At 67.5% G+C, this 18,301-nt stretch carries 20 protein-coding genes; 9 read left to right on the forward strand and 11 right to left on the reverse strand.

Annotation, left to right across the window (positions count from 1 at the left end; genetic code table 11):
* The first annotated feature begins 86 nt into the window (after positions 1-86).
* The 3 genes from ftsY to AC5QAB_RS14105 all read left to right on the forward strand — a co-directional run bounded on the left by ftsY (position 87) and on the right by AC5QAB_RS14105 (position 2,900).
* On the forward strand, positions 87-1,418 hold the full coding sequence (ftsY, locus tag AC5QAB_RS14095) for a signal recognition particle-docking protein FtsY (protein WP_197562157.1): 1,332 nt from the start codon (positions 87-89) through the stop codon (positions 1,416-1,418).
* A gap of 82 nt (positions 1,419-1,500) precedes the next feature.
* Positions 1,501-2,625, forward strand: coding sequence for an A/G-specific adenine glycosylase (gene mutY / locus AC5QAB_RS14100; RefSeq protein WP_495233460.1), 1,125 nt, complete (start codon positions 1,501-1,503; stop codon positions 2,623-2,625).
* A gap of 5 nt (positions 2,626-2,630) precedes the next feature.
* Positions 2,631-2,900 (forward strand): oxidative damage protection protein, encoded by a 270-nt coding sequence (locus AC5QAB_RS14105; RefSeq protein WP_049442323.1) that lies wholly within the window; start codon positions 2,631-2,633, stop codon positions 2,898-2,900.
* A gap of 74 nt (positions 2,901-2,974) precedes the next feature.
* Here the strand turns inward: AC5QAB_RS14105 and AC5QAB_RS14110 are convergent, their stop codons facing one another.
* From AC5QAB_RS14110 to AC5QAB_RS14155, 10 genes are all read right to left on the reverse strand, one after another.
* Positions 2,975-3,424, reverse strand: coding sequence for a DUF6491 family protein (locus AC5QAB_RS14110; protein WP_032958624.1), 450 nt, complete (start codon positions 3,422-3,424; stop codon positions 2,975-2,977).
* Between the two features lie 107 nt (positions 3,425-3,531).
* Positions 3,532-4,245 carry a lipoprotein-releasing ABC transporter ATP-binding protein LolD gene (gene lolD, locus AC5QAB_RS14115; RefSeq protein WP_032958621.1) on the reverse strand — a complete coding sequence of 238 codons (714 nt, stop codon included), beginning with the start codon at positions 4,243-4,245 and terminating at the stop codon, positions 3,532-3,534.
* A complete protein-coding gene (locus AC5QAB_RS14120) occupies positions 4,238-5,479 on the reverse strand; it encodes a lipoprotein-releasing ABC transporter permease subunit (RefSeq protein WP_032958619.1) in 1,242 nt (413 codons plus the stop codon). The genes lolD and AC5QAB_RS14120 overlap by 8 nt, the downstream gene beginning before the upstream one ends.
* A 23-nt stretch (positions 5,480-5,502) precedes the next feature.
* On the reverse strand, positions 5,503-5,952 hold the full coding sequence (locus tag AC5QAB_RS14125) for a hypothetical protein (RefSeq protein WP_041863309.1): 450 nt from the start codon (positions 5,950-5,952) through the stop codon (positions 5,503-5,505).
* Positions 5,903-6,151 carry an FAD assembly factor SdhE gene (locus AC5QAB_RS14130; RefSeq protein ID WP_005409080.1) on the reverse strand — a complete coding sequence of 83 codons (249 nt, stop codon included), beginning with the start codon at positions 6,149-6,151 and terminating at the stop codon, positions 5,903-5,905. The genes AC5QAB_RS14125 and AC5QAB_RS14130 overlap by 50 nt, the downstream gene beginning before the upstream one ends.
* Positions 6,152-6,249: 98 nt before the next feature.
* Positions 6,250-7,035 (reverse strand): succinate dehydrogenase iron-sulfur subunit, encoded by a 786-nt coding sequence (locus tag AC5QAB_RS14135; RefSeq protein WP_005409079.1) that lies wholly within the window; start codon positions 7,033-7,035, stop codon positions 6,250-6,252.
* A 66-nt stretch (positions 7,036-7,101) separates the two neighbouring features.
* Entirely contained in the window at positions 7,102-8,892 is a 1,791-nt protein-coding gene (gene sdhA / locus AC5QAB_RS14140) for a succinate dehydrogenase flavoprotein subunit (RefSeq protein WP_014646765.1), read from the reverse strand.
* A 31-nt stretch (positions 8,893-8,923) separates the two neighbouring features.
* Positions 8,924-9,310 (reverse strand): succinate dehydrogenase, hydrophobic membrane anchor protein, encoded by a 387-nt coding sequence (sdhD, locus tag AC5QAB_RS14145; protein WP_495233461.1) that lies wholly within the window; start codon positions 9,308-9,310, stop codon positions 8,924-8,926.
* Positions 9,307-9,699 carry a succinate dehydrogenase, cytochrome b556 subunit gene (sdhC, locus tag AC5QAB_RS14150; protein ID WP_024958620.1) on the reverse strand — a complete coding sequence of 131 codons (393 nt, stop codon included), beginning with the start codon at positions 9,697-9,699 and terminating at the stop codon, positions 9,307-9,309. Before sdhC ends, sdhD begins: the two co-directional genes overlap by 4 nt.
* A gap of 56 nt (positions 9,700-9,755) precedes the next feature.
* On the reverse strand, positions 9,756-9,926 hold the full coding sequence (locus AC5QAB_RS14155) for a DUF1674 domain-containing protein (RefSeq protein WP_005409075.1): 171 nt from the start codon (positions 9,924-9,926) through the stop codon (positions 9,756-9,758).
* Positions 9,927-9,965: 39 nt separating this feature from the next.
* On the opposite strand from AC5QAB_RS14155, the gene ygfZ reads away from it, so the two are divergent.
* Positions 9,966-10,841, forward strand: a complete 876-nt coding sequence (gene ygfZ / locus AC5QAB_RS14160; protein ID WP_495233462.1) for a CAF17-like 4Fe-4S cluster assembly/insertion protein YgfZ — start codon at positions 9,966-9,968, stop codon at positions 10,839-10,841.
* Positions 10,842-10,944: 103 nt separating this feature from the next.
* Here ygfZ and AC5QAB_RS14165 read toward each other — a convergent pair whose 3' ends face one another.
* Positions 10,945-12,027 carry an ABC transporter ATP-binding protein gene (locus AC5QAB_RS14165; protein WP_014646762.1) on the reverse strand — a complete coding sequence of 361 codons (1,083 nt, stop codon included), beginning with the start codon at positions 12,025-12,027 and terminating at the stop codon, positions 10,945-10,947.
* Between the two features lie 352 nt (positions 12,028-12,379).
* Here AC5QAB_RS14165 and zwf point away from each other — a divergent pair, with 352 nt between their 5' ends.
* The 5 genes from zwf to AC5QAB_RS14190 all read left to right on the forward strand — a co-directional run bounded on the left by zwf (position 12,380) and on the right by AC5QAB_RS14190 (position 18,293).
* Positions 12,380-13,816 carry a glucose-6-phosphate dehydrogenase gene (zwf, locus tag AC5QAB_RS14170; protein WP_014646761.1) on the forward strand — a complete coding sequence of 479 codons (1,437 nt, stop codon included), beginning with the start codon at positions 12,380-12,382 and terminating at the stop codon, positions 13,814-13,816.
* Positions 13,813-14,820, forward strand: a complete 1,008-nt coding sequence (glk, locus tag AC5QAB_RS14175; protein WP_197561834.1) for a glucokinase — start codon at positions 13,813-13,815, stop codon at positions 14,818-14,820. Before zwf ends, glk begins: the two co-directional genes overlap by 4 nt.
* Positions 14,817-15,542, forward strand: a complete 726-nt coding sequence (pgl, locus tag AC5QAB_RS14180) for a 6-phosphogluconolactonase (RefSeq protein ID WP_014646759.1) — start codon at positions 14,817-14,819, stop codon at positions 15,540-15,542. The genes glk and pgl overlap by 4 nt, the downstream gene beginning before the upstream one ends.
* A gap of 58 nt (positions 15,543-15,600) precedes the next feature.
* A complete protein-coding gene (gene edd / locus AC5QAB_RS14185; RefSeq protein ID WP_032958604.1) occupies positions 15,601-17,517 on the forward strand; it encodes a phosphogluconate dehydratase in 1,917 nt (638 codons plus the stop codon).
* 116 nt (positions 17,518-17,633) lie between these two features.
* Positions 17,634-18,293: a bifunctional 4-hydroxy-2-oxoglutarate aldolase/2-dehydro-3-deoxy-phosphogluconate aldolase gene (locus AC5QAB_RS14190; protein ID WP_014646757.1), complete on the forward strand. Its 660-nt coding sequence runs from the start codon at positions 17,634-17,636 to the stop codon at positions 18,291-18,293.
* The last annotated feature ends 8 nt before the right edge of the window (positions 18,294-18,301 follow it).

Below are 18,301 nucleotides of genomic sequence, written 5' to 3' on the forward strand. Positions count from 1 at the left end.
CGGCCGGCGGACCGCGACCTTGAGTCCACATCGGCCCGACAGGCCCGAGTGGTAGCATATCCCCCTGATTTCAGCGCCTTTTGCCAATGCTCAGTTTTTTCCGCCGCAAGAAGCCCCAGGATGCCCCCGCAGCGGAGGCACCCAAGACCCAGCACTACTCGGCTGAAGAGCTGGCGGCGGCGTTCCCGTCGGCCGCGCCGATCGAGGACAAAGAGCCAGCACCGGTAGCCGTACCGGCCGCGCCTGCGCCGGCCGAGCCGCCGCCGGCAGCCGTCGTTCCGGTCGCTTTCGAGCCCACCCCGGTGGTTCCGGCTCCGGTGGTTCCGGCTCCGGTCGTTCCCGCTCCGAGCGCTCCGCAATCGGCCGCCCGGATCGACGTCGCCCCGGTGGCGGCCCCGGCCATCGAACCGGCACCCGCACCAGTGCCTCAGCCCACCCCGGCACCGGTCACCGACGACCTGCCTGCCGCCGCCTCGATCGATGCCGTTCCGGCGCCTGCCGGCAAGCCCGGCTGGCGCGAACGCCTGCGCAACAGCGTCATCGCGCGCAGCTTCGGTGGACTGTTCTCGCGCAACCCCAAGCTCGACGACGATCTGCTGGACGAACTGGAAACCGCACTGATCACCGCCGACGTCGGCGTGGGCGCCACCACCGATCTGGTCGAGGGCCTGCGCAAGCGCATGAAGTCGCGCGAGTTCGCCGACGCCAATGCGCTGCTGGCCGCGTTGCGCGCCGAGCTGATCGCGATCCTGCAGCCGGTGGCCAAGCCGCTGGTGATCGATCGCAACGCCAAGCCCTTCGTGGTGCTCACCGTCGGCGTCAACGGCGTCGGCAAGACCACCACCATCGGCAAGCTGGCCAAGCGCTTCAAGGATGACGGCCACAGCCTGATGCTGGCTGCCGGCGATACCTTCCGCGCCGCCGCCGTGGCCCAGCTGCAGGCCTGGGGCGAGCGCAACGGCGTAGCCGTGGTCGCGCAGGGGCAGAACGCCGATGCCGCTTCGGTGGCATTCGACGCGCTGCAGGCCGGCAAGGCCCGCGGCACCTCGGTGCTGATCGCCGATACCGCCGGCCGCCTGCACACCCAGTCCGGCCTGATGAACGAGCTGGGCAAGATCCGCCGCGTGCTCGGCAAGATCGACCCCACCGCCCCGCACGAAGTGCTGATGGTGATCGACGGCACCACCGGCCAGAACGCGCTGTCGCAGTTGCGCCAGTTCAATGCCGCAGTGAACGTGACCGGCCTGGTGGTGACCAAGCTGGACGGCACTGCCAAGGGCGGCGTGGTGTTCGCGCTGGCCCGCGAGTTCGGCATCCCGATCCGCTTTGCCGGTATCGGTGAGCGCCCGGAAGACCTGCGCGTGTTCGACCCGGAAGCCTTCGTCGACGCCCTGCTGCCCGAAGCGCTGGGCGCCTGATACACCGCGCAGCCACGCATGGCGTGGCTCTACCGCAGCCTGGTAGAGCCACCCCACGGGTGGCTGCCTCTCTGGAACTCCAATGCCCCGCCAGCCGCACGCCAGCGCCGAAACTGCAGAACGGGACGATTTCGTCGCCCGCCTGCTGCACTGGTTCGACGGCCATGGTCGCCACGACCTGCCCTGGCAGCACCCACGCAGCCCCTATCGGGTCTGGCTGTCGGAAATCATGCTGCAGCAGACCCAGGTAGCCACGGTCATCCCGTACTTCCAGCGGTTCCTGCAGCATTTCCCGACGCTGCCCGACCTCGCCGCCGCCAGCAATGACGCGGTGATGGCGCAGTGGGCCGGGCTCGGCTACTACGCCCGCGCACGCAACCTGCATGCCGCCGCGAAGCGCTGCGTGGAACTGCACGACGGCGACCTGCCGCGCGATTTCGATGCCTTGCATGCCCTGCCCGGCATCGGCCGCAGCACCGCAGGTGCGATCCTCAGCCAGGCCTGGAACGATCCGTTCGCGATCCTCGATGGCAACGTCAAGCGCGTGCTCAGCCGTTACCACGGCATCGACGGCTTTCCCGGCCTGCCGGCCATCGAGAAACAGTTGTGGTCGATTGCCGAGGCGCACGTGGCGCAGGTGCCGGCCGGGCGAATGGCTGATTACACCCAGGCCCAGATGGACCTGGGTGCGACGGTGTGCAGCCGCGCCAAGCCAGCCTGCGTGATCTGCCCGCTGCAGGACGCGTGCGCGGCGCGCCGCGAAGGCCGCACCGCCGAACTGCCCACGCCCAAGCCCAGCAAGGCCCTGCCCGAGCGCGAAGCGATGGCCCTGCTGCTGCGCGACGCCCAGCAGCGCGTGCTGCTGCAGAAGCGGCCGGACACCGGCATCTGGGCGCAGCTGTGGACGCTGCCGCAGGCCGAGGCCGGCAGCGTACTGCAGGACTGGTTCGACGCGCACGTCGAAGGTTCGCTGGAAGACGCCGAGGAGCTGCCCGTGCTGCAGCACACCTTCAGCCATTACAAGCTGCACCTGCAGGTACTGTCGCGGCAGGTGCACGGCCTGCGCGTGGAAGAACCCACGCTGCGCTGGGTCGCCACCGACGAACTGCCCGCGCTGGGCCTGCCGGCCCCCATCCGCAAGCTGCTCGATGGCGCCACGGTCAAGGCGCCGAAACGAACGCCCAAGAAACCCCGCAACCACGAGTGAGTACCATGTCCCGAACCGTCTTCTGCCAGTACGAACAACGCGATGCCGAGGGCCTGGACTTCGTGCCCTACCCCGGCGAACTGGGCCAGCGCATCTTCAGCAACATCGGCAAGCAGGCCTGGGCCGCGTGGCTTGCGCACCAGACCATGCTGATCAACGAAAACCGCCTGTCGCCGCGTACCCCGGAGCATCGCGCATTCCTTGAGGGCGAACTGGTCAAGTTCCTGTTCGAGAAGGACGCGGAAAAGCCTGCCGGCTTCACCCCGGAAGCCTGACCCAAAGGTAGTGCCGGCCGCTGGCCGGCATCGCGCAGATGCCAGGTTGCCGGCCAGCGGCCGGCACTACCGCGCTATTTCGTATTTTCCTCGCGCTCCTGCACCTGCGCCTGGCGCAGCTCCTGCTCGGAGGCACGCAGTGCCTTCACGTCCAGCTTGCGGATGCTGTTGATGAAGCACGGCATGCGCGGGCCACCGGTCGGGTCGCGCACCAGCACCTTGTCGAAACGCGATGACACGCGGCCCATGCTGCTGGTCAACCCGATGGCGGTGGCGTACGACAGGTCCGGGCACGGACCACTCAGTTCCAGCAGGTAAGCCTCGCTCGGCCGGGTCCACACCGCCAGCGCGCTGTCACCCAGTTCGGTCCAGCCATTGAGGCTGCCGAAGAACTGCATGTCGTTCTGCGGCGCGCCGGCGTGGGCGCGGTACAGATCCAGTTTCTCGGTACTGCTGAGCCGGCCGGTGGTCGCGCAGGCGGCCAGCGCCAGGCAGAGTCCGGCGATCAGGATCGGGGTCTTCATGGCGATCTCCTCGGGGAACCTGCTGCGATCATGCGCCGGCCGATGTGCGGCCGGCGCGATGGCAGGTAAACCCGTTCAGGCGCCGGGAGGCGGCCGTTGCCGGCCGCTCAGACGTCGGCGTGGGCCAGTGCGTGCAGGCGCCCTTCGCGCAGCTCCAGCACCCGGTCCAGGCGCCTCGCCAGGCTGCGGTCGTGGGTAACCAGCACCAGGCTGGTATGACGCGCGCGGTTGAGTTCCAGCATCAGCTCGAACACGGTAGCAGCGGTGCGGTCATCCAGGTTGCCGGTCGGCTCGTCGCCGAGCACGCAGGCCGGATGATTGACCAGCGCACGTGCCACCGCGGCACGTTGGCGTTCGCCGCCGGACAGCTCGCCCGGCTTGTGGTCCAGGCGATGTCCGAGGCCGACCGCTTCCAGCAGCGTGGTGGCCCGGCTGCTCGCTTCGGCCACGGCGGTGCCGGCCAGCAGCACCGGCATCATCACGTTTTCCAGCGCGGTGAATTCCGGCAACAGGTGGTGGAACTGGTAGACGAAGCCCAGCGCCTGGTTGCGCAGCAGGCCGCGCGCGGTATCCGACAGCGCCGACATGCGCTGGCCCGTGACGTACACCTCGCCTGCAGTCGGAACATCCAGCCCGCCCAGCAGGTGCAGCAGCGTGCTCTTGCCGGCACCGGAGGCACCGATGATCGCCACCGTCTCGCCGGCGGTCACGGTCAGGTCCAGGCCATCGAACACCGGGGTCTGCATGCGCCCTTCGGCGTAGGTCTTGCCCAGTGCTTCGGCGCGGATCACCTCATCGCCGCGGTTGAAGACCTTATTCATAACGCAGGGCCTCCGCCGGCTGGGTGCGTGCTGCCCGCCAGGCGGGATACAGGGTGGCCAGGAAGCTCATCAGCAGCGCGACCACGGTGATCGCCACCACGTCGCCGGTCTGCATGTCGGTCGGCAGGCCGGTGATGTAGTACACATCCTCCGGCAGCAGCTTGACGTTGAACACGCTCTCGATTGCACCGAGGATGCGTTCCAGGTTGAGGGTCAGGGTGATGCCGCCGATCAGGCCGGCCAGCGTGCCGAAGATGCCGATCAGCGAACCCTGCACCATGAACACCTGCATCACCCCGCCCGGGGTCAGGCCGAGGGTGCGCAGGATGGCGATGTCGGCCTGCTTGTCGGTCACCAGCATCACCTGCGAGGACACCAGGTTGAACGCACCCATGGCGATGATCAGCGACAGCAGGATGCCCATCACCACCTTCTCCATGCGCAGCGAGTGGTAGAGGTTGGCATTCTGCTGGGTCCAGTCACTTACCCGGTACGCGCCGCCGAGGCTCTGCGCCAGGTCCACGCCCACTTCCAGCGAGCGGTCCATGTCGTGCAGTTTCAGCCGCACGCCGGTAGCACCGTCGCTGCGCAGCACGCGCTCCAGGTCCTGCATGTTGGCGAAGCCGACACCCCGGTCGACCTCGTTGTAGCCGGCCTCGAAGATGCCACTGACGGTGAAGCGTTTCATCCGCGGCACGGCACCGGCAGGCGTGCCCTGCACTTCGGCGAAGGTCACCAGCACCTGGTCACCGACGTCGACGCCGAGCCAGATCGCCAGTTCCTTGCCCAGCAGCAGGTTGAAGCTGCCCGGCGTCAGGCTGGCATAGCTGCCCTTGGTGACCTTCTTGTCGATCACCGATACCTTCGGCTCCAGCGCCGGATCGATGCCCTGGATGATTGCGCCCTGCACGCGCGGGCCGCTGATCATCGACTGGATCTCGATGTACGGCGCGGCACCGGCCACGCGCGGGTCCTTGCGGGCCACGTCGACCACGCGCATCCAGTCCGGCATCGGCTCGCCGTCGCGGCTGATGGTGGTGTGCGCGGTCATCTGCAGCAGGCGGCTGCGGATTTCCTTCTGGAATCCGCTCATCACCGCCAACGTGGTGATCAGCACCGTAACGCCGAGCGCGATGCCCAGGATCGATGCCATCGAGATGAAGGAGATGAAGCCGTTGCGGCGCTTGGCGCGCAGGTAGCGCAGGCCAATGGCCACGGGAATGGGTTTGAACATGCAGGCACGCCGGTCAATTCAGCTTATGGTGCCATCGTCCGGGGCTGACGGGAAACGGCGCGTGCGGCTACGGCCAGTCGCAGTTCACGTCGCTGCCCGGAATCGAGCACATCCGGCCAGAACAGCAGGCGCTGGCGGCGCCGATCCTCACGCCACAGCAACAACAGCCATGGGCCACGCACCACCAGCCGTGGCGTATCAACGTCCTGCCCGGCCACCTGCAGTGGCTCGGGAAGCGGAGGCAGAAGCACCTGCACGCGCGGCCTGCGCTGGCGCCAGGCCAGTTCGGCCAGGCCCGTGCACCAGGCCAGCACCACTGCGGGCATCAGCAGCCGTGAAGGCAGATCCGATGCGCGCAGCAGCCACGGCGCAGCCAGCAGCACCGCCAGCTGGGCGGCGGCCTGCAGCCGCGAGGGGCGCCACTCAAGGCTTGAGGGCGAGGATCTTCTGCATGAGGGGGATCGCGTGCGCATGCGGGCAGGCCTCGTAGCCCATGAACCAGCGCCACAACTTATCGTCCTCGCAGTCGAGCAGGAACAGGAAAACCTCGCGCTCTTCGGTCGGCGCAGTGCTCCACTCGTGGTCCAGGTAGCGGCCGAACAGCTGGTCCAGCTCACGCATGCCGCGGCGGCAGCGCCAGCGCAGCTTCTTCAGCAGAACATCTTCTTCCATCGTGCTTCTCCAGATACAGCAAAGCCACGCATGGCGTGGCTCTACTGGGGTGGCACAGCCACGCGTGGCGTGGCTCTACCCGGTACAGCCGGGCCTGATCAGGCGCGGCGTTCCATCATCAGCTTCTTGATCTCGGCGATCGCCAGCGCCGGGTTCAGGCCCTTCGGGCAGGTCCGGGCGCAGTTCATGATGGTGTGGCAGCGGTACAGCTTGAACGGATCTTCCAAATCATCCAGGCGCGCACCGGTGTCCTCATCGCGCGAGTCGATGATCCAGCGGTAGGCCTGCAGCAGGATCGCCGGGCCCAGGTAACGCTCGCCGTTCCACCAGTAGCTCGGGCAGCTGGTCGAGCAGCAGGCGCACAGGATGCACTCGTACAGGCCGTCCAGCTTCTTGCGGTCTTCCGGCGACTGCAGGCGCTCGCGGTCCGGCGGTGCCGGGGTCTGGGTACGGATCCACGGCTTGATCGACGCGTACTGCGCGTAGAAGTGGGTCAGGTCCGGAACCAGATCCTTGACCACGTTCATGTGCGGCAGCGGGTAGATCGGCACTTCCTTCTTGCCGCAGTCCGAGATGGCTCGGGTGCAGGCCAGGGTGTTGGTGCCGTCGATGTTCATGGCGCACGAACCACAGATACCTTCGCGGCACGAGCGGCGGAAGGTCAGGGTCGGGTCGATCTCGTTCTTGATCTTGATCAGGGCGTCCAGGACCATCGGGCCACAGGCGTCCAGATCGACTTCATAGGTATCGGTGCGCGGGTTGCTGTCGTCGTCCGGACTCCAGCGGTAGATCTTGAAGGTGCGCACATTCTTGCCGCCGTTCTTGACGGGGAAATGCTTGCCCTTCGTGATCTTGGAATTCTTGGGGAGTGAAAACTCGGCCATGGCTGCTCTCGTTGGCTCAGGCGGCCCGCGCCCGTGGGCGCGGATTGCATGGTAGGCGGGGTCGGATCAGTACACGCGCGGCTTCGGCGGCACCACGGACACGTCGTCGGTCAACGTGTACATGTGCACCGGACGGTAGTCGAAGCTGCACTTGCCCTTCTCGTCGACGCTGACCAGGGTGTGCTTCTGCCAGTTGACGTCGTCGCGGTCCGGGAAGTCCTCGTGCGCATGCGCGCCGCGGCTTTCCTTGCGCTGTTCGGCCGAGTTGATCGTCGCCACCGCATTGAGCAGCAGGTTGTTCAGCTCGTAGGTCTCGATCAGGTCCGAGTTCCACACCAGCGAACGGTCGGAGACCTTCACGTCCTGGAACGAGTCGAAGATCTTGTCCATCTTCTCGCAGCCTTCCTTCAGCGTCTGGCTGGTGCGGAAGACCGCCGCGTCGGCCTGCATGGTGCGCTGCATGCGATCGCGGATGACCGAGGTCGGGGTATCGCCGTTGGCGTGGCGCAGCTTGTCCAGCAGGCCCAGCGCCTTGTCGCAGGCATCGGCCGGCAGCGGCTTGTGCGCAGCGCCCGGCTTGATGGTCTCGGCACAGCGGTTGGCCACGGCACGGCCGAACACCACCAGGTCCAGCAGCGAGTTCGAGCCCAGGCGGTTGGCGCCGTGCACGGACACGCAGGCCGCTTCGCCGATGGCGTACAGGCCCGGCACTACCGCGTTGTCGTTGTCGCCGACCTTCTGCACCACTTCGCCGTGGTAATTGGTCGGAATGCCGCCCATGTTGTAGTGCACGGTCGGGATGACCGGAATCGGCTGCTTGTGCACGTCGACGCCGGCGAAGATGCGGGCGCTCTCGGCGATGCCCGGCAGCTTCTCGTCGATCACGCCCGGGCCGAGGTGGGTCAGGTCGAGCAGGATGTGGTCCTTGTGCTCGCCGACGCCGCGGCCTTCGCGGATCTCGATGGTCATCGAACGGCTGACCACGTCGCGCGAGGCCAGGTCCTTGTAGTGCGGCGCGTAGCGCTCCATGAAGCGCTCGCCGCTGCTGTTGCGCAGGATGCCACCTTCACCGCGGACACCCTCGGTGATCAGGCAGCCGGCGCCGTAGATGCCGGTCGGGTGGAACTGCACGAACTCCATGTCCTGCATGGCGATGCCGGCACGCATGGCCAGGCCGCCACCGTCGCCGGTGCAGGTGTGCGCCGAGGTGGCGCTGAAGTAGGCACGGCCGTAGCCGCCGGTGGCCAGTACCACGCCCTGGGCGCGGAACAGGTGCAGGGTGCCGTCGGACATGTCCAGGGCCAGCACGCCGCGGCAGGCGCCTTCCTCGTCGAAGATCAGGTCGAGCGCGAAGTACTCGATCATGAAGCGCGCGTCGTGCTTCAGCGACTGCTGGTACAGCGTGTGCAGCATCGCGTGGCCGGTACGGTCGGCCGCCGCGCAGGTACGCTGCGCCGCCGGGCCTTCGCCATACTTGGTGGTCATGCCACCGAACGGACGCTGGTAGATCTTGCCTTCGGCGGTGCGCGAGAACGGCACGCCGTAATGTTCGAGCTCGATGATGGCCGGGATGGCCTCACGGCACATGTACTCGATGGCGTCCTGGTCGCCCAGCCAGTCCGACCCCTTGATGGTGTCGAAGAAGTGGTAGCGCCAGTCGTCCTCGCCCATGTTGCCGAGCGCGGCCGAGATACCGCCCTGGGCGGCAACGGTGTGAGAACGGGTCGGGAAGACCTTGGTCAGGCACACGGTCTGCAGGCCCTTGGCGGCCAGGCCGAACGTGGCGCGCAGGCCGGCACCGCCGGCGCCGACCACGACCATGTCGTACTTGTGTTCGGTGATCTTGTAAGCGGACATCTAATCTGGATTCCTGTGTAGGTGCCTGGGCTCAGGCAACGCCGAGGGCGATGCGGCCCACCGCAAACACACTGACGATCATGCCGAGCACGGCGACGAACTTCACCGCGGTCTGCAGCACCAGGGCCAGCAGCGATTCGTGGATGTAGTCTTCCAGCACGACCTGCATGCCGAGCTGCGCGTGCCAGAACATGGCGATCAGCAGGCCGATCAACGGCACCGCGTTCCACGGCTTGGCCACGGCGGCGGCGGCGGTGGCGTAGTCCGAGCCCAGCAGGCCCAGCACGAAGACCAGGAACCAGATGCCCAGCACCGCCAGTGCGGCGGCGGTCAGGCGCTGGTGCACGAAGTGCTCGGTGCCGGTCTTGGCCGAGCCAAGGCCGCGCACGTTCTTCAACGGGGTACGGAACTTGCTCACGCGGCACCTCCGAACATCACATAGGCCCACACCAGCAGGGTGATCACCAGGCTGCCGATGACCGACAGCCAGCTGCTGCGGATGAAGGCGGGGATGCTGAAGCCGATGGCGAAGTCCTGCACGACGTGGCGGATGCCATTGCACAGGTGATAGGCGAACGACCATGTCCACGCGAACAGGAACACGCGGCCATACCAGGCCCCGGCATGGCCGGTGAAGCAGTTCCAGGACTCGGGCCCCATCATCAGGGCCAGCAGGCCGGCGGCGATGATGAGGGCACCAACAGACAGAAAGACGCCAGTGGCTCGATGCAGGATCGAGGTGGCCATCTGAATCTGCCAGCGATACACCTGAAGGTGCGGGGAAAGTGGGCGTTGTCTGGTCGCCATTCGCTGGGCTCGTTGTCTCGGCTGGGCGGCACACGGCCGCGTTGGCTCAATGCTGATCAGAAATCGATGCAGCGTCCGTTTTTCTCCCAATCGCCATACCGCACCGGATCAAGTCCGCCGCGGCCGCCGAATTCTTCCGCTTTTTCCTGTTCCACGGGCACGGGTGCCGCGGGGACCAGCGGGGCTTCAGATTCGTCGTCGGGAGTGGGGGTTGTTTGGCCTATCATGTTCGGTCTCGCAACGCACAAATTTTAGACCTCGTTCACGTGCCTGACAACCTGCCCCCTGCTTTCGTCGGATATCCGCGCCTGCCCGGCCACCAGCTGCTGAGCCTGCAGGGCCCGGATGCGGCTGTCTTTGCCCACGCCCAGTTCAGCAGCGATGTCACCGCCCTGCCCCTGCAGCACTGGCAGTGGAGTGCCTGGCTGAGCGCCAAGGGCCGCACCCTGGCGGTGTTCCAGCTGCTTCGGCTGGCCGAAGACCACGTGATGCTGGTGCTGGCTGACGGCGATGCCGATGCGATTGCGTCGCAACTGCAGCGCTTCGTGTTCCGCCGCAAGGTGAAGGTGCAGGTGCGCAGCGATCTGGCGGCGGCTGGCGCGCTCACCGCGCCCGAGGCCGCCAGCGGCGCGGCGATTGCGCAGACCACAGGCGACGGCTGGGAGCTGGACCTGGGCAGCGATGCCCTGCCGCGCACCCTGCGCATTGGCAGCGCCGACGCGTTCGCTGCCGGCAATGAAGCCGATGAGGCCGCTTTCGCCCTGGCCTGGCGCCAGGCCGACCTGCGCTACGGCCTGCCGCGGCTGGAAGAAGGCCAGCGCGAAGTGTGGACCCCCCAACAGCTGGGCCTGGACCGCCTGAACGGCTACAGCGTGAAGAAGGGCTGCTATCCCGGCCAGGAAATCGTCGCCCGCACCCACTTCCTCGGCAAAGCCAAGCGTGCGGTGCAGTTGCTGCATACCGCAGCACCGGCACAGGCCGGCGATGGCGTGCAGCAGGATGGCGCGGGGCTGGGCACGATTGCCAGCGTGGCCGGCGACCTGGCACTGGCGGTACTGCCACTGGAGGCCAGCGACGCTGACCTGCAGGTGGGCGATGCCATTGCGCAGCGCGTGCCGTTGCTGGATGGCCTGGCCCGCTGAAGCAGGCGGGGACCTGCACGGGTGGGTGCAGGAATGGTAGTGCCGGCCGCTGGCCGGCAACCATGCAGGGTTGAGGTTGCCGGCCAGCGGCCGGCACTACCCCTTACAGGCGCGCGCCGGTTTCCGGGTTGAAGAAATGCAGGCCCTGCGGATGGATCGCCACGCGGATCTGCTCGCCCACCTCGGGCAGCGCCTGCGGCGCCACGCGCATGGTCAGCGCGTGCTGGCCACTGCTCAGGTTGACGAAGATCTCGTTGCCGACCGGTTCGATGCCTTCAATGCGTGCGACGAACGCATGCGCATCGTCGGCGGCCGCCGGCTGCAGGTGCTCCGGACGCACGCCCACCGCGATCGGCTTCTGCAGCCAGGCCGGATCGATGGTGGCCTGGCCCAGCGGTGCACGCCACTCACCATCGACCACGGTCACGCCACCGGCATCGCCCTGCAGCGTACCGCGCAGCACGTTCATCGCCGGGCTGCCGAGGAAGCCGGCCACGAACAGGTTGGCGGGGCGATCGTACAGCGCCATCGGCGTATCGATCTGCTGGATGACGCCATCCTTCAGCACCACGATGCGCTGGCCCAGGGTCATCGCTTCGACCTGGTCGTGCGTCACGTAGATCATGGTGGTGCCCAGCTTGCGGTGCAGCTGCGCGATCTCGGTACGCACGCTGTGACGCAGCTTGGCATCCAGGTTGGACAGCGGTTCGTCGAGCAGGAACACCGCCGGCTCGCGCACCAGCGCACGGCCCAGCGCGACACGCTGGCGCTGGCCACCGGACATCGCCTTGGGCAGCTTGTCCATCATCTCGGTCAGGCCCAGCGTCTGCGCCGCCTCGGCGATGCGCTTGTCGATGGTCGCCTTGTCGTGACCGCGCAGCTTCAGGCCAAAGGCCAGGTTCTCGGCCACGGTCATGTGCGGGTACAGCGCATAACTCTGGAACACCATCGCGATGTCGCGATCCTTCGGCGCCACGTCGTTGACCACGCGGTCACCGATGGTCAGCGTGCCGCCGCTGATCTCCTCCAGGCCAGCCACCATCCGCAGCAGGGTCGACTTGCCACAGCCGGACGGGCCGACCAGCACCATCAGCTCGCCATCGGCGACCTCGAAGCTGGCGTCCTTCACCGCGACCTGGCCGTTGTCATAGACCTTGCGCACACCCTGCAACTGCACTTTTGCCATATCACCTATCCGGTCCGCCCGAAGCCGGGCTGTCTTTTGGGACTGCCTCGGCCCTCCCGATGGCAGTGATGATTGCGCGCTTGCCGCATGACGGCGAGCACTGCAATCGAATACAGTTGCCCATTCTGCCATGTAAACGTTTTCACGTGGCACTATCCGATGATCGGTGCGCACCGATCTGCGTCGGCGGTTGAACGAAGGTTCCGCCGAGGCAGTGGTTTCGAATGGAACGGTCTTCCGGCACCCCGGAGAACGCCCCTGACGAACCTCGGACAGGCAGTTGCGCGGATGTCCCCCGAACCCAGCCATGAAGCGATTGACAACGATGTCACCCGGATCTGAAACTCGAGCGATGCACGACACCCTCTTCCTGTTCGGTGCCACAGGTGATCTGGCCCAGCGCTACCTGTTCCCTTCGCTGCTTCGCCTGCTTGGCGACGGCCTGCTGCCGGAGGACTTCCGCATCCGTGCGCTGGCCCTGTCCGGGCATGACACCGAAGCCTTCCATGACATCCTGCGGCCGCGCCTGCAGCAGGCCATGCCGATGGCCACGCAGGACGACATCAGCGCCCTGCTGCGTCGCATCGACTACCGCTCGGTGGACCTGCGCGACGTCGACTCGGTTGCCGCCGCGGTCGCCGACCTCGTGCACCGCAAGTGCGTCAGCTACCTCGCCATCCCGCCGGGCCTGTACATCTCCACCTGCGAAGGCCTGGCCAAGGGCGGCGCCCTCGCCGCGCCGGCACGCCTGATGCTGGAAAAGCCGATCGGCAGCGACAGCGAGAGCGCCGAGGAAATCATCAGCACCATCGGCCAGTGGATCGACGAGGACCGCGTGTTCCGCCTCGACCACTACCTGGGCAAGGCCGCGGTGCAGAACCTGATCGCACTGCGCTTCGGCAACACGCTGCTGGAAGCGGTGTGGAACCGCAACTACATCGAATCGGTGCACATCCTGGTGGCCGAAAGCGAAGGCGTGGATGGCCGCGATGCCTATTACGCCCGCTCCGGCGCGCTGCGCGACATGGTGCAGAGCCACATCCTGCAGCTGCTGTGCATGGTGGCGATGGAACCGCCGGCATCGCTGGAAGCCGATCGCATCCGCGACGAGAAGGTCAAGGTGCTGCGCGCCCTGCGCCCGCTCGATGCCAGGCACGCCGCGCGTGACAGCATCCGTGGCCGCTACACCGCCGGCACCATCAATGGCCAGCCGGCACAGGCCTACCAGCCGCCGGAAGGCAGCGACGTGGAAACCTTCGCCGGTGTCACCGCGCATATCGACAACTGGCGCTGGAGCGGCGTGCCGTTCCACCTGGTCACCGGCAAGCGCCTGCCCGAGCGCACCACCCGCGTGGTGGTCACGCTGAAGCCGGTCACCCACTGGCTGTTCGAGCGCCCGCAGCGCGCGCAGGCCGCACCGAACCGCCTGGTGTTCCAGCTGCAGCCGCAGGAAAACATCGAACTGGGCCTGATGAGCAGCCTGGCAGGCCCGGAATGGGGCGCGCTGGAGCTGCATCCGCTGGAGCTGGAACTGTCGGTGCCGACCGGCCTGCACCGCCGTATCGCTTACGAACGCTTGTTCCTGGATGCCTTCAACGGCAACCACACGCTGTTCGTGCGCGATGACGAAGTGCGTGCGGCCTGGGCCTGGATCGACAGCGTCGCCGACGCCTGGAAGGACGCCAAGCTGCCGCTGGAGCCCTACCCCGCCGGCCAATGGGGCCCGGGCAATGCGGGCGGGTTCCTGCCGCAGGACCTGGACGCGCCCGACAGCGGAGCGTCGGCATGAGTGCCAGCTCGCAGCCAGTGCTGGTCGCCGACATCGGTGGCACCAACGCGCGCTTCGCCCTTGCCGACACCTCGCTGGACGCACCGCTGCAGAAGGACAGCATCCGCGAGTACGCGGTGGCGGAGTTCCCGTCGCTGGGTGATGCCGCGCGCCACCATCTGGAACAGATCGGCGCCACGGCAAGCCGCGGCGTGTTCGCCGTGGCCGGTCGCGTGGATGGTGATGAAGCACGCATCACCAACCATCCATGGGTAATCTCGCGCAGCCGCACCGCTGCCATGCTCGGGTTCGACGAACTGCACCTGATCAACGACTTCGCCGCGCAGGCGATGGCGATTTCGCTGCTGCAGCCCGATGACGTGGTCCAGGTCGGCGGGGCTACCTGGGTACCGGGCAAGCCCGGCCAGCCACGCAACTACGCGGTGATCGGGCCCGGTACCGGTCTCGGCGTCGGCGGCCTGATCATGCGCCACGGCCGTTGCTATCCGCTGGAAACCGAAGGCGGCCATGTCAGCTTCCCGCCGGGAACCCCGGAAGAGATCCGCATCCTGGAGATCCTGTCCGAGCAGTTCGGCCGCGTCTCCAACGAGCGCCTGATCTGCGGCCCCGGCCTGGTCAACATCCATCGCGCCGTGTGCGAGATGGCCGGCATCGATCCGGGCCAGCTGCAGCCGGTGGACGTGACCGCCCGCGCCCTGCACGGCGATCCGCAGGCGATGCGCACCGTGGATGTGTTCTGCGCCGTGTTCGGCGCCATTGCTGGCGATCTGGTGCTGACCCAGGGCGCCTGGGACGGCGTGTTCCTGACCGGCGGGCTGACCCCGAAGATGCTCGATTCGCTGCAGCACTCCGGTTTCCGCCAGCGCTTCGAGCACAAGGGCCGGTTCTCTTCCATCATGGCGCGCGTGCCCTCGTTGGCGGTGATGCATCCCCACGCCGGACTGCTGGGCGCCGCCGCCTATGCCGCCGACGCCGAACGTGACGCACCTGGAGTTGCCGCATGAGCCCCACCACCTTCCACGACGACCGCATCGAGTTCATCAACCATGGCGATGCCGATGGCTGGATCGAAGCCGTTGCCGCCGAGATGGCGCACACCCTCAACCACGACATCAACGAAGTGGGCCGCGCCCGCATCCTGCTGTCTGGCGGCACTACACCGGCGCCGGTCTACCAGGCGCTGGCCGAGTTGGACGTGCACTGGGACCGGGTGGAAGTGAGCCTGGCCGACGAGCGCTGGCTGTCGCCGCAGGATCGCGACAGCAATGCCTGGCTGGTGCGCGAGCACCTGCTGAAACGCGCCGAGGGTGCGCATTTCGATCCACTGGTGCGGATCGGCAAGCCCCTGCCCGAATGCGTGTACACCGCCAACCTGCAGGCACAGCACAGCCAGCCGCCGAGCCTGGTGGCACTGGGCATGGGCAACGACGGCCACACCGCCTCGCTGTTCCCGGGCTCGAAGGACCTCGCCCGCGCACTGGAAAGCACCCTGCCCTATGCCGCGCTGGATGCCACCGGCTGCCCGGGTGCGAACCAGTGGCCGCTGCGCATCACGCTGACCCCGCATGGGCTGCGCCAGTGCCGACAGCGCCTGCTGCTGCTGCGCGGCAAGCAGAAGCTGCAGGTGCTGCGCCAAGCGTTGGACAGCAACGACGCCCAGCAGTATCCGATCCTCAACGCGATCAACCTGGAAGGCGCGCGCCTGCGCGTCCACTGGGCTGATTGATGTCGGCGGCGGTGCCCTGCCGCCGCTTGCCTCTCGCCACCTTGAACGCCGGTAGCCAATGAGCCTCCATCCGCAACTGCAAGCCATCACTGAGCGTGTCATCCGCCGCAGCGCCGCCTCGCGTGCCGCCTACCTGGCCGCGATCGACGCCTCCCTGCGCGAAGGCCCGTTCCGCAGCCGCCTGAGCTGCGGCAACCTCGCCCATGGATTCGCCGCCTGTGGCGGTACCGACAAGAGCCGCCTGCGCGGCGGCGTGACGCCGAACCTGGGCATCATCACCGCCTACAACGACATGCTCTCGGCGCACCAGCCGTTCGAGACCTATCCCGAGCAGATCCGCGAGATCGCCCGCGAGCTGGGTGCTACGGCACAGGTGGCCGGCGGCGTGCCGGCGATGTGCGACGGCGTCACCCAGGGCCGCGGCGGCATGGAACTGTCGCTGTTCTCGCGCGATGTGATCGCCCAGGCCACTGCGATCGGCCTCAGCCATGACATGTTCGATACCACCGTCTACCTCGGCGTGTGCGACAAGATCGTGCCGGGCCTGCTGATCGGCGCGCTGGCCTTCGGCCACCTGCCGGCGGTGTTCGTGCCGGCTGGCCCGATGACCCCGGGCATCCCGAACAAGCAGAAGGCGGAAGTGCGCGAGCGCTATGCCGCCGGCGAAGCCACCCGCGAAGAGCTGCTGGAAGCCGAGTCCGCCTCGTACCACGGCGCCGGCACCTGCACATTCTACGGCACCGCCAATTCCAACCAGGTGCTGCTGGAAGCGATGGGCGTGCAGCTGCCGGGCGCATCGTTCGTCAATCCGGGCACGCCGCTGCGCGACGCCCTCACCCGCGAAGCCACCGAACGTGCACTGGACATCACCGCGCTCGGCGACGACTTCCGTCCGCTGGGCCGGATCATCGATGAGCGCGCGATCATCAACGCGGTCATCGCGCTGATGGCCACCGGCGGTTCGACCAACCACACCATCCACTGGATCGCAGTGGCGCGTGCCGCCGGCATCGTGCTGACCTGGGACGACTTCGACGAACTGTCGCAGCTGATTCCGCTGCTGGCCCGCGTCTATCCGAACGGCGAGGCCGACGTGAACCGTTTCGCGGCCGCTGGCGGACCGGCCTTCGTGTTCGGCGAGCTGATCAGGGCGGGCCTGATGCACGGTGACCTGGTCAGCGTGGCGCGCGGCGGCATGGCCGACTACGCGCGCGAGCCGCAGCTGCGCGACGGCCAGCTGGTCTACCTGCCGGGCCTGCAACACAGCGCCGATGACGAAGTGGTGCGTGGCGTCGACAACCCGTTCGAGCACCAGGGCGGCCTGCGCCTGCTGCGCGGCAACCTGGGCAAGTCGCTGATCAAGCTGTCGGCGGTGAAGCCGCAGTACCGCACGATCGAAGCACCGGCCGTGGTTGTCGATGCGCCGCAGGTGCTGAACAAGCTGCATGCCGGCGGCCTGCTGCCCGAGCACTTCGTGGCGGTGGTGCGTTACCAGGGCCCGCGTGCCAACGGCATGCCGGAACTGCATTCGCTGGCGCCGCTGCTGGGGCTGCTGCAGAACCAGGGCCGGCGCGTGGCACTGGTCACCGACGGCCGCCTGTCCGGCGCCTCGGGCAAGATTCCGGCGGCGATCCATGTGACGCCGGAAGCGGCGCGCGGTGGTCCGCTGGCCAAGGTCCGCGAGGGCGACATGATCCGCCTTGATGGCGAGGCCGGCACGCTGGAAGTGCTGGTGGACGCGGCCGAGTGGGCCGCGCGTCCGCTGGCCCCGAACACGGCGCCTGCCGCGCATGACCTGGGCCGCAACCTGTTCGCGATCAACCGTCGCGTGGTGGGTCCGGCTGATCAGGGCGCGATTTCGATTTCGTGCGGGCCGGCGGCGGCCGATGGCGGGCCGTGGGAATACGACGCGGAGTACGAGCTGGGGCACGATGCCGCAGCGGCGGCGGCGCCGCATGAGGCAAAAGACGCCTGAAGCGAAAAGCCGCGGCAGGCTTCCCGGCCTGGGCAGTAGAGCGCCCTGGACAATTCCCGGCGCGTCATTTGCGCTGCGGCCACTGAATCTAGAAGAGCAAAGGCAAGGGCAAAAGCATGGGTATCGAACAACATCAGGTGAAGGCGGCGGAGCTGTTGCGTGCGGCGGGCATCCTGCCGGTGGTGACGATTCATACGCTGGACCAGGCGCGTGCGGTCAGTGCGGCGTTGCTGGAAGGTGGCCTGCCGGCGATCGAGTTGACGCTGCGTACGCCAGTGGCGATGGAAGCATTGGCGATGCTCAAGCGCGAGCTGCCGGACGTGGTGGTGGGCGCCGGCACGGTGCTGACCGTGGAGCAGATGCAGCAGTCGATCGATGCGGGCGCGGACTTCCTGGTGACCCCGGGTACGCCACCGGCGCTGGCCGATGCGCTGGCGGCGGCACCGCTGCCGGTAGTGCCGGGTGCGGCCACGCCGACCGAACTGCTGTCGCTGTATGCGCGCGGCTTCCGCGTGTGCAAGCTGTTCCCTGCCACCGCCGTGGGGGGGCTGGCGATGATCAAGGGTCTGGCCGGCCCGGTTGCCGACCTCAAGCTGTGCCCGACCGGCGGCATCACCGAAAACACCGCCGCCGAGTACCTCGAGCAGAAGAACGTGGTCTGCATCGGTGGTTCGTGGATGGTGCCGGGCAGCTGGATCGCCGACGGTCAGTGGGACAAGGTGCGCGCCAGCGCCGCCGACGCCGCGAAGATCATCAAGCGCGTACGCGGCCACTGAGCCCGACA

Source organism: Stenotrophomonas sp. YJH_SMC_127, from assembly GCF_059372445.1.

Bases quoted from the DNA above. Each gene is read 5' to 3' on its own strand.
- ftsY (WP_197562157.1), top strand. From the start codon at position 87: ATGCTCAGTTTTTTCCGCCGCAAGAAGCCCCAGGATGCCCCCGCAGCG.
- mutY (WP_495233460.1), top strand. From the start codon at position 1,501: ATGCCCCGCCAGCCGCACGCCAGCGCCGAAACTGCAGAACGGGACGAT.
- AC5QAB_RS14105 (WP_049442323.1), top strand. From the start codon at position 2,631: ATGTCCCGAACCGTCTTCTGCCAGTACGAACAACGCGATGCCGAGGGC.
- AC5QAB_RS14110 (WP_032958624.1), bottom strand. From the start codon at position 3,424: ATGAAGACCCCGATCCTGATCGCCGGACTCTGCCTGGCGCTGGCCGCC.
- lolD (WP_032958621.1), bottom strand. From the start codon at position 4,245: ATGAATAAGGTCTTCAACCGCGGCGATGAGGTGATCCGCGCCGAAGCA.
- AC5QAB_RS14120 (WP_032958619.1), bottom strand. From the start codon at position 5,479: ATGTTCAAACCCATTCCCGTGGCCATTGGCCTGCGCTACCTGCGCGCC.
- AC5QAB_RS14125 (WP_041863309.1), bottom strand. From the start codon at position 5,952: ATGCGCACGCGATCCCCCTCATGCAGAAGATCCTCGCCCTCAAGCCTT.
- AC5QAB_RS14130 (WP_005409080.1), bottom strand. From the start codon at position 6,151: ATGGAAGAAGATGTTCTGCTGAAGAAGCTGCGCTGGCGCTGCCGCCGC.
- AC5QAB_RS14135 (WP_005409079.1), bottom strand. From the start codon at position 7,035: ATGGCCGAGTTTTCACTCCCCAAGAATTCCAAGATCACGAAGGGCAAG.
- sdhA (WP_014646765.1), bottom strand. From the start codon at position 8,892: ATGTCCGCTTACAAGATCACCGAACACAAGTACGACATGGTCGTGGTC.
- sdhC (WP_024958620.1), bottom strand. From the start codon at position 9,699: ATGGCGACCAGACAACGCCCACTTTCCCCGCACCTTCAGGTGTATCGC.
- AC5QAB_RS14155 (WP_005409075.1), bottom strand. From the start codon at position 9,926: ATGATAGGCCAAACAACCCCCACTCCCGACGACGAATCTGAAGCCCCG.
- AC5QAB_RS14165 (WP_014646762.1), bottom strand. From the start codon at position 12,027: ATGGCAAAAGTGCAGTTGCAGGGTGTGCGCAAGGTCTATGACAACGGC.
- zwf (WP_014646761.1), top strand. From the start codon at position 12,380: ATGCACGACACCCTCTTCCTGTTCGGTGCCACAGGTGATCTGGCCCAG.
- glk (WP_197561834.1), top strand. From the start codon at position 13,813: ATGAGTGCCAGCTCGCAGCCAGTGCTGGTCGCCGACATCGGTGGCACC.
- pgl (WP_014646759.1), top strand. From the start codon at position 14,817: ATGAGCCCCACCACCTTCCACGACGACCGCATCGAGTTCATCAACCAT.
- edd (WP_032958604.1), top strand. From the start codon at position 15,601: ATGAGCCTCCATCCGCAACTGCAAGCCATCACTGAGCGTGTCATCCGC.
- AC5QAB_RS14190 (WP_014646757.1), top strand. From the start codon at position 17,634: ATGGGTATCGAACAACATCAGGTGAAGGCGGCGGAGCTGTTGCGTGCG.